The organism is Plantibacter flavus, assembly GCF_002024505.1.
GTDB lineage: Bacteria > Actinomycetota > Actinomycetes > Actinomycetales > Microbacteriaceae > Plantibacter > Plantibacter flavus_A.
On sequence record NZ_CP019402.1, the window covers coordinates 3,238,059 to 3,252,816 of the forward strand.

The 14,758-nt window shown below is 69.5% G+C and carries 11 protein-coding genes; 1 reads left to right on the top strand and 10 read right to left on the bottom strand.

All coding sequences use genetic code 11. The features are described from left to right. Positions 1 to 43: 43 nt before the first annotated feature. The 4 genes from BWO91_RS14940 to BWO91_RS14955 all read right to left on the bottom strand — a co-directional run bounded on the left by BWO91_RS14940 (position 44) and on the right by BWO91_RS14955 (position 4,858). Complete coding sequence (locus BWO91_RS14940; RefSeq protein ID WP_079003133.1) at positions 44 to 1,510, bottom strand: malate:quinone oxidoreductase; 1,467 nt, start codon at positions 1,508 to 1,510, stop codon at positions 44 to 46. A 115-nt stretch (positions 1,511 to 1,625) separates the two neighbouring features. Beyond that, on the bottom strand, positions 1,626 to 2,357 hold the full coding sequence (locus BWO91_RS14945) for an SGNH/GDSL hydrolase family protein (protein ID WP_079003134.1): 732 nt from the start codon (positions 2,355 to 2,357) through the stop codon (positions 1,626 to 1,628). Between the two features lie 34 nt (positions 2,358 to 2,391). Further along, positions 2,392 to 3,459 carry an aspartate-semialdehyde dehydrogenase gene (locus BWO91_RS14950; RefSeq protein WP_079003135.1) on the bottom strand — a complete coding sequence of 356 codons (1,068 nt, stop codon included), beginning with the start codon at positions 3,457 to 3,459 and terminating at the stop codon, positions 2,392 to 2,394. A 112-nt stretch (positions 3,460 to 3,571) separates the two neighbouring features. Then, entirely contained in the window at positions 3,572 to 4,858 is a 1,287-nt protein-coding gene (locus BWO91_RS14955; RefSeq protein ID WP_064296092.1) for an aspartate kinase, read from the bottom strand. A gap of 212 nt (positions 4,859 to 5,070) precedes the next feature. Between BWO91_RS14955 and BWO91_RS14960 the strand changes: the two genes are divergently transcribed. Continuing rightward, positions 5,071 to 5,823 carry a GNAT family N-acetyltransferase gene (locus BWO91_RS14960; RefSeq protein ID WP_064296091.1) on the top strand — a complete coding sequence of 251 codons (753 nt, stop codon included), beginning with the start codon at positions 5,071 to 5,073 and terminating at the stop codon, positions 5,821 to 5,823. Positions 5,824 to 5,957: 134 nt separating this feature from the next. Here the strand turns inward: BWO91_RS14960 and recR are convergent, their stop codons facing one another. The 6 genes from recR to BWO91_RS14990 form a co-directional block, all read right to left on the bottom strand. Continuing rightward, positions 5,958 to 6,557 carry a recombination mediator RecR gene (gene recR, locus BWO91_RS14965; RefSeq protein WP_056014479.1) on the bottom strand — a complete coding sequence of 200 codons (600 nt, stop codon included), beginning with the start codon at positions 6,555 to 6,557 and terminating at the stop codon, positions 5,958 to 5,960. Between the two features lie 1,120 nt (positions 6,558 to 7,677). After that, positions 7,678 to 9,150: a DNA polymerase III subunit gamma and tau gene (locus BWO91_RS20260; protein WP_240555530.1), complete on the bottom strand. Its 1,473-nt coding sequence runs from the start codon at positions 9,148 to 9,150 to the stop codon at positions 7,678 to 7,680. A gap of 260 nt (positions 9,151 to 9,410) precedes the next feature. Further along, complete coding sequence (locus BWO91_RS14975) at positions 9,411 to 11,168, bottom strand: glycoside hydrolase family 35 protein (RefSeq protein ID WP_079003136.1); 1,758 nt, start codon at positions 11,166 to 11,168, stop codon at positions 9,411 to 9,413. 117 nt (positions 11,169 to 11,285) lie between these two features. After that, positions 11,286 to 12,638, bottom strand: a complete 1,353-nt coding sequence (locus BWO91_RS14980; protein WP_064296052.1) for an ABC transporter substrate-binding protein — start codon at positions 12,636 to 12,638, stop codon at positions 11,286 to 11,288. 137 nt (positions 12,639 to 12,775) lie between these two features. Next, positions 12,776 to 13,726, bottom strand: coding sequence for a carbohydrate ABC transporter permease (locus tag BWO91_RS14985; RefSeq protein WP_064296051.1), 951 nt, complete (start codon positions 13,724 to 13,726; stop codon positions 12,776 to 12,778). Next, positions 13,726 to 14,649 (bottom strand): carbohydrate ABC transporter permease, encoded by a 924-nt coding sequence (locus BWO91_RS14990; RefSeq protein ID WP_064296050.1) that lies wholly within the window; start codon positions 14,647 to 14,649, stop codon positions 13,726 to 13,728. The genes BWO91_RS14985 and BWO91_RS14990 overlap by 1 nt, the downstream gene beginning before the upstream one ends. Between the last annotated feature and the right edge of the window lie 109 nt (positions 14,650 to 14,758).

Here is a 14,758-nt window from a genome sequence, read left to right on the forward strand (position 1 = left end):
CTGTCGCATCCGACGAGGGGCCGGGCGAGGACCCGTGTCGGGGCTACAGCGAGATGTCGAGGGCCTCGGCGGTGCTCTCGAGCACCTTCGCCGCCGTCTCGGGGACGTCGTTCAGCGTCGAGCCGTAGGTCGGGATCATCTCGCGGAGCCTCGGCTCCCACGCGGTCATCCTGTCGGGGAAGCACTTGCGCAGGACGTCGAGCATGATCGGCACGGCCGTCGATGCGCCGGGCGAAGCGCCCAGCAGTCCCGCGATCGTGCCGTCCGCACCCGTGATGACCTCGGTGCCGAACTGCAGGACGCCGCCCTTGGCCTTGTCCTTCTTCATGACCTGGGCTCGCTGCCCGGCCTCGATGAGGTACCAGTCCTCGTCCTTCGCCGTCGGCAGGAACTCGCGGAGGCTGTCCATCTTCTGCTTGCGGGACTGCAGGAGCTGCCCGATGAGGTACGTGATGAGACTCGGGTTGTCCTTGGCGACCGCCAGCATCGGGAGGAGGTTGTGCGGGCGCACCTGGGTGACGAGGTCGAGCATCGATCCGCGCTTGAGGAACTTCGGGCTGAACGTCGCGTACGGGCCGAAGAGGAGGCTCGCCTGACCGTCGACGACGCGGGTGTCGAGGTGCGGGACCGACATCGGCGGGGCCCCCACCGAGGCCTGGCTGTAGACCTTGGCCTGGTGCTTCGAGACCACCGCGGGGTTGTCGGTGCGGAGGAACTGCCCACCGATGGGGAAGACGCCGTAGCCCTTGATCTCGGGGATCCCGGACTTCTGCAGCAGCTTGAGCGCCCATCCGCCGGCGCCGACGAAGACGAAGCGGGCGTTGATCTCCATCGGTGATCGTCCGAGCGTCTGACGGCCTCGGATGCGCCAGGTGCCGTCCTTCAACCGCTTGAGCGACCGGACCTCGTGGTTGGTGCGGACGTGGGCGTTCGGCGCCGCGCCGAAGAGCTTGTGCGTGAGCGAACCGAAGTCGACGTCGGTGCCCGCGGTGATCCGGGTGGCCGCGATGCGTTCGCCGACGGCACGCCGGTTGATGAGCAATGGAGCCCACTCGGCGATGACGGCCGGGTCCTCCGAGAACTCGATGCCGGCGAAGAGCGGCTGATCCTTCAGCGCCTCGTAGCGTTTCCGCAGGTATTCGACGTCCTTGTCGCCGCGCACGAACGTCATGTGCGGGGTCGGGTTGATGAAGGTGTCGGGTGCGCCGAGCAGGCCCTCCTCGACGAGGTGCGACCAGAACTGACGGCTGAGCTGGAACTGCTCGTTGATGCCGATGGCCTTCGCCGGGTCGACGTGGCCGTGGGCGTCCTGCGGCATGTAGTTGAGCTCGCACAGCGCGGCGTGGCCCGTCCCGGCGTTGTTCCAGGGGTTGGAGCTCTCGAGTGCGACGTCGCTCAGGCGCTCGTACACCTCGACCTTCCAGTCAGGCTGCACCTGGTGGATGAGGGCGGCGAGCGTGGCGCTCATGATGCCACCACCAATGAGGGCTACGTCGATGGTTTCAGTCACCAGAGCAGTCTAGTCGCGGCGAGGCCCGAGCTCTCCACCCGCGTGCTGTCGCTGATCGCATGCTGTGAGATCGCTCGATGTCGAGACACTTCGGCCCGACTGCACGACCGCCGGGTCAGCGTCCGGGGAGCGCGGGGGTGAGGGCGTCGAGCTCCTCGAGCATGCGCTGCGCGAGGTGCGCGTACCCGGCGTCGCTCGGGTGGAGGCCGTCGGCGGAGATCCACGTCGCCGGGTCCTCGTCCAGCCAGTGCGACGCCCCGGGGATGTAGTCGGCCCCGATGGTGTCGGCGGCGTCGTGCACCCATCCGATGATCTGTTCGACGGAGGCCGGTCGCTCAGCGGTGTACCACCAGGGCTCCACCACGATGATGCGGGTGCCGGGCAGCCCGTCGCGCAGCCGCTGGAACTCCGGCAGGATCGCCTCCCGGATCGCCTGCTCGTTGCCGGTCCACTCGAAGTTGTCGTTGATGCCGAGCGCGACGATGAGGACCTCGGGGTGCTGCGCGATGACGTCGGCCGTGACATCGCCGACCTTGTCGCGCTTTCGGACGAACCCGAGACCCGGGTAGCCGGCGTTGTACTCCGTCCAGCCCTCGGCCTTCGCGACGAGCGAGGACCAACGGGCGGCCGGCGACGACGCTGCCGACCCCTTCGTGTACGAGTCGCCGTAGAACGCGACGAGCGGTCCGACGGCGACCTCGGACCCGGAGGTGTCGGCGCGGGCGACCGTCGTCTGCTGGACATCGGCACGCAGGCCACTCACGGTGATCACCGCGGTGACGGCGATGGCGGCCGCGATGAACGCGGCCAACCACCGTCGGCGCAGGCGTGGTCGCTGGCGGGCCATGTCGTCGTCCTCGATCGGGTGGAGGGAGGGCCGGTCAGACCGTTGCGGGCTGTGCGAGCAGCTCGGCGGCGACGATCTCCGCGATCTGCACCGCGTTGAGGGCCGCACCCTTGCGCAGGTTGTCGTTCGAGATGAACAGCGCGAGGCCCTTGCCGGCCGGCGCGCTCTGGTCGGGACGGATGCGCCCCACGAACGACGGGTCCGCACCGGCGGCCTCGAGCGGCGTCGGAACGTCCGACAGCTGGACGCCTGGAGCGTCACGGAGCAGCTCGATCGCACGTTCCGGCGACAGGTCGCGCGAGAACTCGGCGTTGATGGCGAGCGAGTGCCCGGTGAACACGGGCACGCGTACGCAGGTGCCCGACACGAGCAGCTCGGGGAGCTCGAGGATCTTCCGGCTCTCGTTGCGGAGCTTCTTCTCCTCATCGGTCTCGCCGAGGCCGTCGTCGACGATCGAGCCGGCGAGCGGGATGACGTCGAAGGCGATCGGGGCGACGTACTTGTCGGGAGCCGGGAACTCGATCGCCGAACCGTCGTGGACGAGTCGGGTGAGGTCGCCCTGGGCGACCGCGGCCTCGATCTGGCCGGCGAGTTCAGCCGCGCCGGCGAGCCCGGACCCGGAGACGGCCTGGTAGGTGTTGACGATGAGGCGGGTGAGCCCGGCCTCGGCGTCGAGGACCTTGAGGACCGGCATGGCCGCCATGGTCGTGCAGTTGGGGTTCGCGACGATGCCCTTGACCGCGTCCTTGATGGCGTGCGGGTTCACCTCGCTGACGACGAGCGGGACCTCGGGATCCATCCGCCACGCGCTCGAGTTGTCGATGACGAGCGCACCGGCAGCGGCGAACCGCGGAGCCTGCGTGCGGGAGCCGGTCGCGCCGGCCGAGAACAGGGCGATGTCGATGCCGCTCGGGTCGGCCGTCTCGACGTCCTCGACCACGATGTCCTGGCCACGGAACGGGAGCGTCGTGCCCGCCGAGCGAGCCGTCGCGAAGAAGCGGATCTCGCTGATCGGGAACTCACGTTCCTCCAGCAGGCGGCGCATGACCTTGCCGACCTGACCGGTCGCTCCGACGACACCGACACGTACACCGTTGCTCATGGGGATTCCTCTGGTTTCAGGGGTTGTTGTGAACCATCTTGCATCAGGATCGGCCAGGCTCTGGCCCCTGAGCCTGTCGAAGGGTCGTTCCTCAGCCTGCCGACGGGCGGGCTCAGCGGCCGGTGCCACCGTGGACGACGGCTTCGTCCTCGCCGTCGAGACCGAACGCGGAGTGGACCACGTTCGCGGCCTTGTTGAGGGTGTCGGCACGCGTCACGACCGAGATGCGGATCTCACTGGTGGAGATCATCTCGATGTTGATGCCCGCTGCGCTGAGCGCCTCGAAGAGCTTCGCCGAGACGCCGGTGTTCGTGCGCATGCCGGCACCGACGAGGGCGAGCTTGCCGATCTGGTCGTCGTGCTGGATGGCCGAGAAGCCCACCCGCTCCTGCTCCGCCGCGAGCGCGCGGAGGACCTGCTGCGCCTCGGGCTTCGGCAAGGTGAACGAGATGTCGGTGACGCCGGAGACGGCGGTCGACACGTTCTGGACGATCATGTCGACGTTGCCGCCCGACTTCGCGACGATCGTGAAGATCTCCGCCGCCTTGCCCGGCAGGTCGGGGACACCGACGACGGTGATCTTGGCTTCGCTGAGGTCGGTCGCGACTCCGGCGACGATGGGCTGCTCCATGGGTGCCTCACCTGCTCCTGGGTTGTTGCGGCCCGCGTCGTTGAGGACGAGCGTGCCTTCGTTGTTGTTGAAGGACGACCGGACGTGGAGCGTCACGCCGTGGCGGCGTGCGTACTCGACGGCGCGGATGTAGAGGACCTTGGCACCCGAGGCCGCGAGCTCCAGCATCTCCTCGCTGGAGATGCGGTCGATCTTCCGGGCTTTCGGGACGACGCGGGGGTCGGAGGTGAAGATGCCGTCGACGTCGGTGTAGATCTCGCAGACGTCGGCGTCGAGGGCTGCGGCGAGCGCGACGGCCGTGGTGTCGGAGCCGCCACGACCGAGCGTGGTGATGTCGCGGGTGTCACGGTTGAAGCCCTGGAAACCGGCGACGATGACGATGGCGCCGTCGTCGAGGGCCTCGCGCAGGCGCACGGGGGTGACGTCGACGATGCGCGCTGCACCGTGCTGGGCGTCGGTGATCATACCGGCCTGGCTGCCGGTGAAGGAGCGTGCGACGTAGCCCATGCTGCTGATCGCCATGGCGAGGAGTGCCATCGAGATGCGCTCGCCGCTGGACAGCAGCATGTCGAGCTCGCGGGGCGCCGGGATGGGCGTCACCTCGTGGGCGAGGTCGAGCAGTTCGTCGGTCGTGTCACCCATCGCCGAGACGGCGACGACGACCTCGTTGCCCGCTTTGCGGGTCTCCACGATGCGCTTCGCCACGCGCTTGATGCTCTCGGCGTCCGCGACGGAGGACCCGCCGAACTTCTGCACGATCAATGCCATCGGATCTCCTGGGGAAGTCGGTGCGGGCACGAGCGGCCCAGCGATCATCCTACCCATCCGGGCATTCCGCGCCGTTCATGTGACGAAGGGCACCCTCACCCGCTCCGGGGAAGGAGATCCGCCCCGCGACAGGACGCTTCGGCCCGTTCGGTCCTGCTGTCGCGCCGATCTCCTACGGTGGGGAGGCGGGTGTGCCTCGGTAGGGTTGGCCTATGCAGCAGGAAGACGCGCGGGTGCTCGCGACGGTGCGACGCCTCTGGCAGGGGCTCGCCTCGCCGACCGCGCGGTTCTCCGCCGGCCGCGTCGCCGTCGTCGTGAACGCCGGCTCGATGGCGTGCCCGCCCGGATGGATCGGCGTCGTCGAGATCGACGGAAGCGCCCTCGCGATCGTGCCCGACGAGGACACCGCCAGGCGACTCGCCATCGAGGACGAATCACCGAGGAGCGTCGGGACGGTCGAGTTCCTCCGCTCGCGCGTGCAGGTCGCCGAGGTCCTCGGGCCGGCGACGCTCGACTACCTGCTGCCCGGGCGGTTCCGACCGGCCGAGGAGATCGACGTGGTGGCGAGCAAGGCGAGCGACCCGGCCATCGAGTCGCTGCTGTCGAAGGTGGGCGATGACGAGGCCTCGGAGAGCGGGATCTTCGGCATCACCTCGCCGCTGTTCTCGGTGCGCGAGCACGGTCGGGTCCTTGCCGTCGCCGGCTACCGGTCATGGCCGTTGGGTGTCGCGCACGTGACGGCGTTGACCGCCCCGGAGGCTCGCGGGACCGGTCTCGCGACCAGGCTGGCCTCGACCGCGGTCGAGCATGCCCTCGCGGCCGGGCTCCTCCCCCAGTGGCGCGCCGCCGACACGAACCCCGGCTCACGCGCCGTCGCCCGCAAGCTCGGCTTCTCCGCGATCGGCCGGCAGCTGTCGGCCCGTCCGGTGGTCGCCGAGTGGCCGGCGCCCTCCGCCGACGCCTGAGGCGCGCCCAGCTGCCCTGACTCAGGAGTCCCTCGGCACGGCGCAACCCACCAGCCCCGACACACCGGACGACTCCTGAGAAAGGGCCGATGGCAAGAGGGAGGGGTGGAGGGGCGGGCGAGGAGGCGGGGTGGTCAGCCGCTGACGACGGTGCGACCCTCGAAGGCACGACCGAGGGTGACCTCGTCGGCGTACTCGAGGTCGCCGCCGACGGGGAGGCCGGAAGCGAGGCGCGTGATGCGGATGCCCATCGGGAGGAGCAGTCGGCTGAGGTAGGTGGCGGTCGCCTCCCCCTCGAGGTTCGGGTCGGTCGCGATGATGACCTCGGTGACGGTGCCGTCTGCGAGGCGCTGCATGAGGCGCCGGATGTTCAGGTCGTCGGGTCCGACGCCGTCGATCGGGCTGATGGCGCCGCCGAGCACGTGGTAGAAGCCGCGGAACTCACGCGTGCGCTCGATGGCGACGACGTCCTTCGGTTCTTCGACGACGCAGATCAGGGCCGGGTTGCGACGCGGGTCGCGGCACACGCTGCAGAGGTTCTGCTCGGAGATGTTGCCGCAGATCTCGCAGAACTTGACCTTCTCGCGGACGACGGTGAGCAGCTCGGCGAGCTTCGACACGTCGAACGACTCCGTCTGGAGGATGTGGAACGCGATGCGCTGCGCCGACTTCGGACCGATGCCGGGCAGCCGCCCGAACTCGTCGATCAGATCTTGGACGATTCCCTCGTACATGGCCTACCGCCCTCCGGAGCGCGGCTCGTGCGGCTGCTCCTCGATGAATGTCGCGCCGAGGAGCTCGCGGACGACGCTCTCGCCGTACCGGTTGTCACCCGCGGGGTGGGACGTCGGCACCGGGGGCGCCTGGCGCATCCGGACCGGGGGCTGCGGACGCTGCTCGGCGACCGGCGCCGCATGCGGTGCGGCCTGCGGGGAGCCGGCGGGCGCTGCGGACGGCGCGCCGGAAGCAGAGGACGGAGCAGGAGCCGACGACTCGAACGGGTCGGGGTAGGGCGGCTCGTCGTCCGGCGGCGGTGCGTCGTCGTCGGACGGGATCGAGACGACGTCCCAGGTGACGGTGCGCGAGCCGAGCGCGTCGCCGTTGGACGGGCCTCGGGCGGGTGCCTGCTGGCGCGGCGGGGCCGTCGGCTGCCGCTGCGCGGGTGAGCCGGCCGGCGTCCCGGGGGCTCCGGATCCGGCGGGTCGCCCGGGCTGCCCTTCGACAGGCTCAGGGACCGGAGACGGCTGCGTCGACGAGGCGGGCGCGGGCCCTTCGACAGGCTCAGGGGCCGGGGGGTGCCCGTCGACAGGCTCTGGGACCGAGGACGGCTCGGGCTCGTCGGCCGGCGGCGGCGCGACCGTCGCCCACGAGGAGGCGGAGACGGAGGTCTGCTCCTCGGCCGGCGCGGCGACCGACGAGGCGGGTGCCGATGGCGCAACAGCTGACGGCTCGGCGTCGACCGGCGCAGCGGAAGCGGGTTCGCCGCCGGCTGGTGCGACGGTGGGCCACGACGAGCGGGCTCCCGACCCGCCGCTGCCGTCGGACGACGACGGGGCAGCGGGGCGGGGACGGTCTGCGGCAGGCTCGGGGTCGACCAGGCGGACGACTCCGACGACGGAGCGCCGACGGCGGGCGCAGTGGCCCGCGGTGCCGGCGGCTCGTCGGCACCGGCGACCTTGGCGAGGTACTTCACCCGCACGCCGAGGACGTCGAGGACCGCTGTGCGCAGGACCTCCGCGACACCGGTGCCGGGCGCATGACGTGCCTTGAAGTCGTTGAGGTCGCCGTTGTTCGCGAACACGAGCGTGAGGACGTCGTCGTCCGAGTACCCGCCGACCTGGGTGTTGACGACGATCATCCACGCCTTGCGGTCGGCCTTCTCGACCTGCGCCACGATCTCGGGCCAGGCGTCGCGGATGTGCTGCAGGGTGACCGGGCCGACGCGAGGGGCTGCGGGGGTCGGTGCGGCGGTCTGCGCGTGGTCGGACTCCTGCGCCGGTCGACGGTCGGGTGCCACAGATGCTGTCGAGGCGGCGGCCGGGGCGGGAGCCGGGGCGGAGCTCGCCGCCGTGCTCGCGGGGCCGCGCCGGCAGGGGCCGGAGCGCGGTCGGCGACCACGGGCTGCGCCGAGACCGCGGCCTGACCGCCCTCGGCGGCAGCACCGTCGACACCGATGCGACGCTCGAGCCGCTCCACTCGGGCCAATGCACCGCGAGCGGAGTCGTCGGCTGCGGGCACGAGGATGCGCGCCATCATGAGCTCGAGGTGAAGCCTGGGCGACGTTGCACCCGTCATCTGGGTGAGCGCCTCGTTCACGACGTCGGCCGTGCGGGACAGCTCGGCGATGCCGAACGCCCGCGCCTGGGCGAGCATCTTGTCGAGTTCGTCCTGCGGGAGCCCGCGGAGGACCGCCGCCGCGTTCTCGCCCGTGGCGGCCACGACGATGAGGTCTCGGAGTCGCTCGAGCAGGTCGTCGACGAAGCGGCGTGGGTCTTGGCCGGTCTGGATGACGCGGTCGACGGTGCTGAAGGCGGCACCGGAGTCGCGGGCGGCCAGGGCGTCGACCACTTCGTCGAGCAGGGCCGTGTGGGTGTAGCCGAGCAGGGCGACCGCGCGCTCGTAGTCGACGGAGTCACCCTCGGAGCCGGCCATGAGCTGGTCGAGCAAGGACAGCGTGTCGCGGGCGGAACCGCCACCGGCCCGGACGACGAGCGGCAGTACACCGGCCTCGACACCCACGTGCTCGCTCTCGCACAGCTGCTGGACGTAGTCGAGCATCTGCGCCGGCGGGATGAGCCGGAACGGGTAGTGGTGGGTGCGGGAGCGGATCGTGCCGATCACCTTGTCGGGCTCGGTCGTCGCGAAGATGAACTTCACGTGCTCCGGCGGCTCCTCGACGATCTTCAGCAGGGCGTTGAACCCCTGCGGGGTGACCATGTGCGCCTCGTCGAGGATGAAGATCTTGTAGCGGTCGCGCGCGGGCGCGAAGATGGCGCGCTCGCGGAGGTCGCGGGCGTCGTCGACACCGTTGTGGCTGGCCGCATCGATCTCGACGACGTCGAGCGAGCCGGAGCCGTCGCGGGAGAGGTCGACGCAGCTCGCGCAGACGCCGCACGGGGTGTCGGTGGGGCCCTCGGCGCAGTTGAGGCAGCGGGCGAGGATGCGCGCGGACGTCGTCTTGCCGCAGCCGCGAGGACCACTGAACAGATACGCGTGGTTGACGCGGTTGGTGCGCAGGGCCGTCATGAGGGGATCGGTCACCTGCGCCTGACCGATCAAGTCGGCGAACGTCTCGGGCCGATACCGGCGATACAGAGCTGTGACCACCCACCAATGGTAGCCGTCGCCCCCGACATCGGAGTCGGGGATCGGACTCCTCGATCGGGACCAGGGTTCGAGCCTGGCGCGACGCGGGGAACGGGCCATCCTGGTGCCCTTCGACAAGCTCAGGGACCGGGGTTGGAGTCAGGGACCGGGGTTCAGCTCAGGGACCGAGGTCGGGATCAGGGACCGGGACAGGGGTCAGGGACCGGGTGGTGCGGTCGGCGCCGCGTCTGTGCGGGCGACGCCGACCGGATCGTGGGCGGCTAGAACTCGGTCGGGCCGAGCGAGGGGCGGGCGAGGAATGAGAGCGTCGGCGTCGTGAGCGCATGGAACTCGAACACCGTGAAGCGGTTCTCCCCGGCACGGAGCTGGCCGCCGGGGACGTAGAGCGTGTGCTGCGGCCCCCGCGACCAGTAGCGGCCGAGCAGGAAGCCGTTCACCCAGACGAGTCCCTTGCCCCAGGCCGCGGTGTCGAGGAACAGGTCGGTGGGCGCGTCGAGCGTGACGGTGGCGGTGAGCAGGACCGGCCCGGCACCGCTGATCGTGTCGTCGGACGTCCGCGTGGCTGCGGCGTCCACGACGGCGTCGAGTCGGTCGAGGGCCACGGGGGCGATGCCCCACGACGTGAGTTCCACGCCGTCGAGCGACACGGGCCCGATGATCCCCTTCGGCTCCCCCAGGCGCTTGCCGTAGTTCACGCGGCCCTGGTTCTCGAGGAGGAGTTCGAGCGTCTCACCCGCCGGGATCACGATCGACCGCTCCTTGAACTCGCGGGTGAGCGCGCCGACCGGCACGCCGTCGACGGAGACGACCACGCGGTCGCGCACCTCGGCGAACCGGAGCACCCCGCCGCGTCCACCGAGCGACGCCCGGTATCGCGCCAGACCGCTGAACGCTCCGAGTTCGTCCATCGTGGGGATCCGGTCGAACACTTGGAGCGGTGCGATCTCGTCGGCCACGTCCGCGAACGGGACCTCCTGCTCGAAGGACGCGGTGAACGCCGGGGCATCCGTCGCAGCCGGCGGGATCTCCGTCGGCACCTCGGCGTACTTCGCGATCACGTCGCGGAAGGCGAAGAACTTCTCCGTCGGGTGGCCCGCCTCGTCGAGGGGCGCGTCGTAGTCGTAGGAGGTGACGTGCGAGCGGTACTGCCCCTTGTCGTTCGCGCCGCCGGTGAACCCGAAATTCGTGCCGCCGTGGAACATGTAGATGTTCACGGACGCGCCGGCCGCGAGGAGCGCGTCGAGGTCCGCTGCCGTCTCCGCGACGGGCGTCGTGTGGTGGTGCTCGCCCCAGTGGTCGAACCAGCCGTCCCAGAACTCCGAGCACATGAGCGGCCCGGTCGGTTGGTGCTCGCGCAGGGTCGCGAGGCGTTCGAGCGAGCGGCTGCCGAAGGAGGCGGTCTTGTGGAGTTCGGGGATACTCCCGTCTTCGAGCATCTCGGGTGTGGGCTGGTCGACGGTCGTCAGCGGCACCGAGATGCCGAGCTCGCGGGTCCACGCGGTCAGCGTCCGGAGGTAGTCGTGGTCGTCGCCGTAGGCGCCGTACTCGTTCTCGACCTGCACGAGGATGACGGGACCGCCGCGGTCGATCTGCAGCGGCGCGATGATCGGCAGCAGCGCCTCGAAGTACTCGCGGACGGCGGCCAGGTAGCGGGGCTCGCTGCGACGGAGGCCGAGCTCGGGGTCGTGCAGCAGCCAGCCGGGGAGGCCGCCGTTGTCCCACTCGGCGCAGATGTAGGGGCCGGGACGCACGATCGCGTACAGACCGGCGTCGGCGACGAGGCCGAGGAAACGTTCGAGGTCGTTCACGCCCGTGGTGTCGAACACGCCGCGCTCGGGGCTGTGCTGGTTCCACGCGACGTAGGTCTCGATGGTGTTGAGGCCCATGAGCTTCGCCTTCGCGATGCGGTCCGCCCACTGCTCGGGGTGCACCCGGAAGTAGTGGAGGGCTCCGGAGAGGATCCGGAACGGCTGACCGTCGAGCAGGAAGTCGTCGTCGCCGATGGAGAAGGTGGGCATGCTGGGGCTCCGTGATGAAGGGGTGCGGATGGAGCGACCACGGCCGGCCGGAGCGGATCCCGGAGGACCCTCCGACCGGCCGCGGTCGATGGTGCTGGTGCGACAGGTGCCGGTCGGCTACTTCTCGGTGACCGTGAAGCCCTGCGTGTTGCCGTACTCGACGAGCTGCTTCTGCCAGTCGGCGAGACCGTCGTTCAGGTCGGCCTTGTTCGCGTAGGACTGCCCGACGGTGTCGGCGAAGATGCTGTTCGCGTAGACCTGGTACGGCAGGTACTGCCAACCCGTCGACACGTCCTTCGCGCCCTGCACGAGGACCTCGTTGATCTTCTGGCCGCCGAAGTACTCGGGAGCCGCGGAGAGGAACGCGTCGGAGTTCAGGTCGGCGGTCGTCGCCGGGAAGCCACCGTTGTCGAGGAACACCTTGACGCTGTCCTCGTCGTTGTTCAGCCACTTGAGGAAGCCCGCGGCGAGCGCCGGGTTCTTGCTCTGCTTCAGCACGACCTGGCCACCGCCACCGTTCTCGGCGTTGGCGGGCTTGCCGTCGTAGGTCGGGATCGGGGCGACGCGCCACTGGCCGGAGGCCTCGGCGACGGACGACTCGAGCACACCGGGCATCCAGGCGCCCGTGATGAGCGTCGCGATGCTGCCGTTGCCGAGCGACTTGTACCAGTCGTCGCTCCACCCGGGCACGTCGGAGAGCAGGTCGCCCTCGACGAGCTGGTTCCAGGTGTCGGCCCACTTCTTGGAGCCCTCGTCGGCGAGGTTGACGCTCACCTTGGTGCCGTCGGCGGTGAACGGACGTCCACCGGCCTGCCAGATCATGCTGGTCGCGAAGCCGGAGTCACCGGAGTCGTTGGTGATGTACTTCGACGGGTCGGCCGCGTGCAGCTGTGCGGCTGCGGCGATGTACTCGTCCCAGGTGGTCGGCACGGCGATGCCGTACTGGTCGAACACCGTCTTGTTGTAGAACATGGCCATGGGGCCGGAGTCCTGCGGGAGGGCGTAGAGGCCGTCGCCGATGTTGACGGAGCTCCACGGGCCGGGGCTGTAGTCGTCCTTCAGGTCGCCGAAGCCGTAGGCGTTGAGGTCGACGAGGGAGTCGCTGAGCGCGAACTGCGGGATGGCGTAGTACTCGACCTGCGCGACGTCGGGGGCACCCTTACCGGCCTTGATCGCGTTCTGCAGCTTCGTGTACTCGGTGGTGTTGGTGCCGGCGTTGACGAGGTTGACCTTGACCTTGGGGTAGGCCTTCTCGAACGCGGCGACCTGCGCCTCGGCGGAGGGCGTCCAGGACCAGTAGGTGATCTCGCCACCGGCTTCGAGGGCGGACTCGATGTCCTTGGCGTCGCCCGAGGCGGTGCTGCCGCCGCCGGACGAGCAGGCGACGAGCGAGGCTCCGATCATCGCGGACGCGACGGCCGCCGTGGCCGCGCGGCGCAGAACCGTGCGAGACGGTGAGATGCGCTTCATGGGTGTTTCCTTTCACTGCGTTGGGAGGAGGAGGTGATGCCCCGGTCCCTGAGCCTGTCGAAGGGCGGAGGTGGTGCCCTTCGACAGGCTCAGGGACCGGTTGGTGATGCGGTGGTGCGGGTTGGGAACGGCGGGGATCAGCCCTTGACGCTGCCGGCGCTCAGGCCGGACTGCCAGAAGCGCTGCAGGAAGAGGAACGCGATGACGATCGGGACGATGGTCAGGAGCGATCCGGTGATCACGAGGTTGAAGATCGGTTGCGCGGCGACACCGGTGGCCTGGGCGCTCCACTGGCTGAGGCCGACGGTGAGCGGATACCAGGTGGGCTCCGACAGCATGATGAGCGGCAGGAAGTAGTTGTTCCAGGTCGCGACGATCGCGAAGAGGAGCACCGTGACGATGCCGGGGCCGAGGAGTCGCAGGGAGATCGTGAAGAAGGTGCGGAACTCCCCCGCGCCGTCCATGCGGGCGGCCTCGAGCAGTTCGGTCGGGACCGCGTCGACCGCGTACGTCCAGATGAGGTACAGGCCGAACGGGCTGACGAGCGAGGGCAGGATGACCGCCCACGGCGTGTTCGTGAGGCCGAGCTGGCTGAACATCAGGAAGGTCGGGACGGCGAGCGCCGTGCCCGGCACCGCGATGGAGCCGAGGATGATCGCGAAGACGGCGCGCTTGCCGGGGAATCGGAACTTGGCGAGGCCGTAGCCGCCGATCGTGGCGAGCAGCGTCGCTCCACCGGCACCGACCACCACGTAGAGCAGTGTGTTGCCGAACCAGCCGACGAACTGCCCGTCGCGGTAGGTGAGGGTGTCGACGATGTTCTGCCAGAGGTTGAACCCGCCGTCGCCGAACCAGAGGCCGAAGGAGGTGAAGAGGTCGGGCTGGGACTTCGTCGCGTTGATGACGAGCCACAGGATCGGGACGACCGAGTAGATGAGGAAGACGGCCATGACGATCGTGAGGACGATCGAGCGCTTGCGGCGCGGGTCGTGGCGCTTCCGGGTGGGCCGGTCGAAGGCACGCGGGTTGCGGGCGGTCCTGGTCGACACGGTCTGCGGACGGACGGTCGGGTTCGAGACGGTGGCCATCAGCTGTTCTCCTGTCGGGAGCCGCGCACCTGCACGACGTAGGCGATGACGGCGGTGATGACGCCCATGATGATCGCGACCGTCGCCGCGAGGTTGAACTGCTGGCCGGCGAAGGACAGGTTGTAGGCGTACATGTTCGGGGTGAAGTTGCTCGTGATCACGTTGGGCGCGAGGTTCTTCAGCAGGTTCGGCTCGTTGAAGAGCTGGAACGAGCCGATGACGGAGAAGATCGTCGCGATGACGAGGGCTCCGCGGAGGGCGGGGATCTTGATGCTGAAGACGGTGCGGAACTGTCCGGCCCCGTCGATCTCGGCCGCCTCGTAGATCTCACCGGGCACGACGCGGAGGGCGGCGTAGAAGATGAGCATGTTGTAGCCCATGAACTCCCACGTCACGATGTTGCCGATGGAGGCGAGGACGGCCTGGGAGCTGAACGGCTCGAGGATCTGGGCGCCGACGAGGTCGTTGAAGCTGCCGGCGAGACCGAACTGGTCGCCGTAGATGAAGCCCCAGATGAGCGCCGCGACGACGCCCGGGACGGCGTACGGCAGGAAGAGCGCGATGCGGAAGAAGGCGGCGCCGTGGAGCCTGGCGCTGTCGAGCGCGAGCGCGGCGGTGAGCGACAGGGCGAGCATGATCGGCACCTGCACGACGAAGAACAGTGCGACGCGACCGAACGGCTCCCAGAACTTCGGGTCCTGGAGGACCTGGGCGTAGTTCTCGAAACCGACGAAAGCGTTGCCGCCGATGAGCTTCTCCTGGAAGAAGCTGAGGTAGAGCGCGTAGACGAGCGGGGCGATGATCATCAGCGCGAAGACGATCATGAAGGGGGCGATGAACGCCCAGCCCTTCCAATCCCGGCGGTCGCGTCGGTGGACACGGACCGCTGGTGGCCGGCCGGTGCGAGCGGTCGTGGTGGTCATGGGCAGCTTCCTTGCTGGGATTCGGGCGGAACCGTCGTGCGGTGGAGCCGTGCGGGGAGGGATCGCGATGGATGTTTACGTCAACATCTGATCGGTACCATAGCATGTT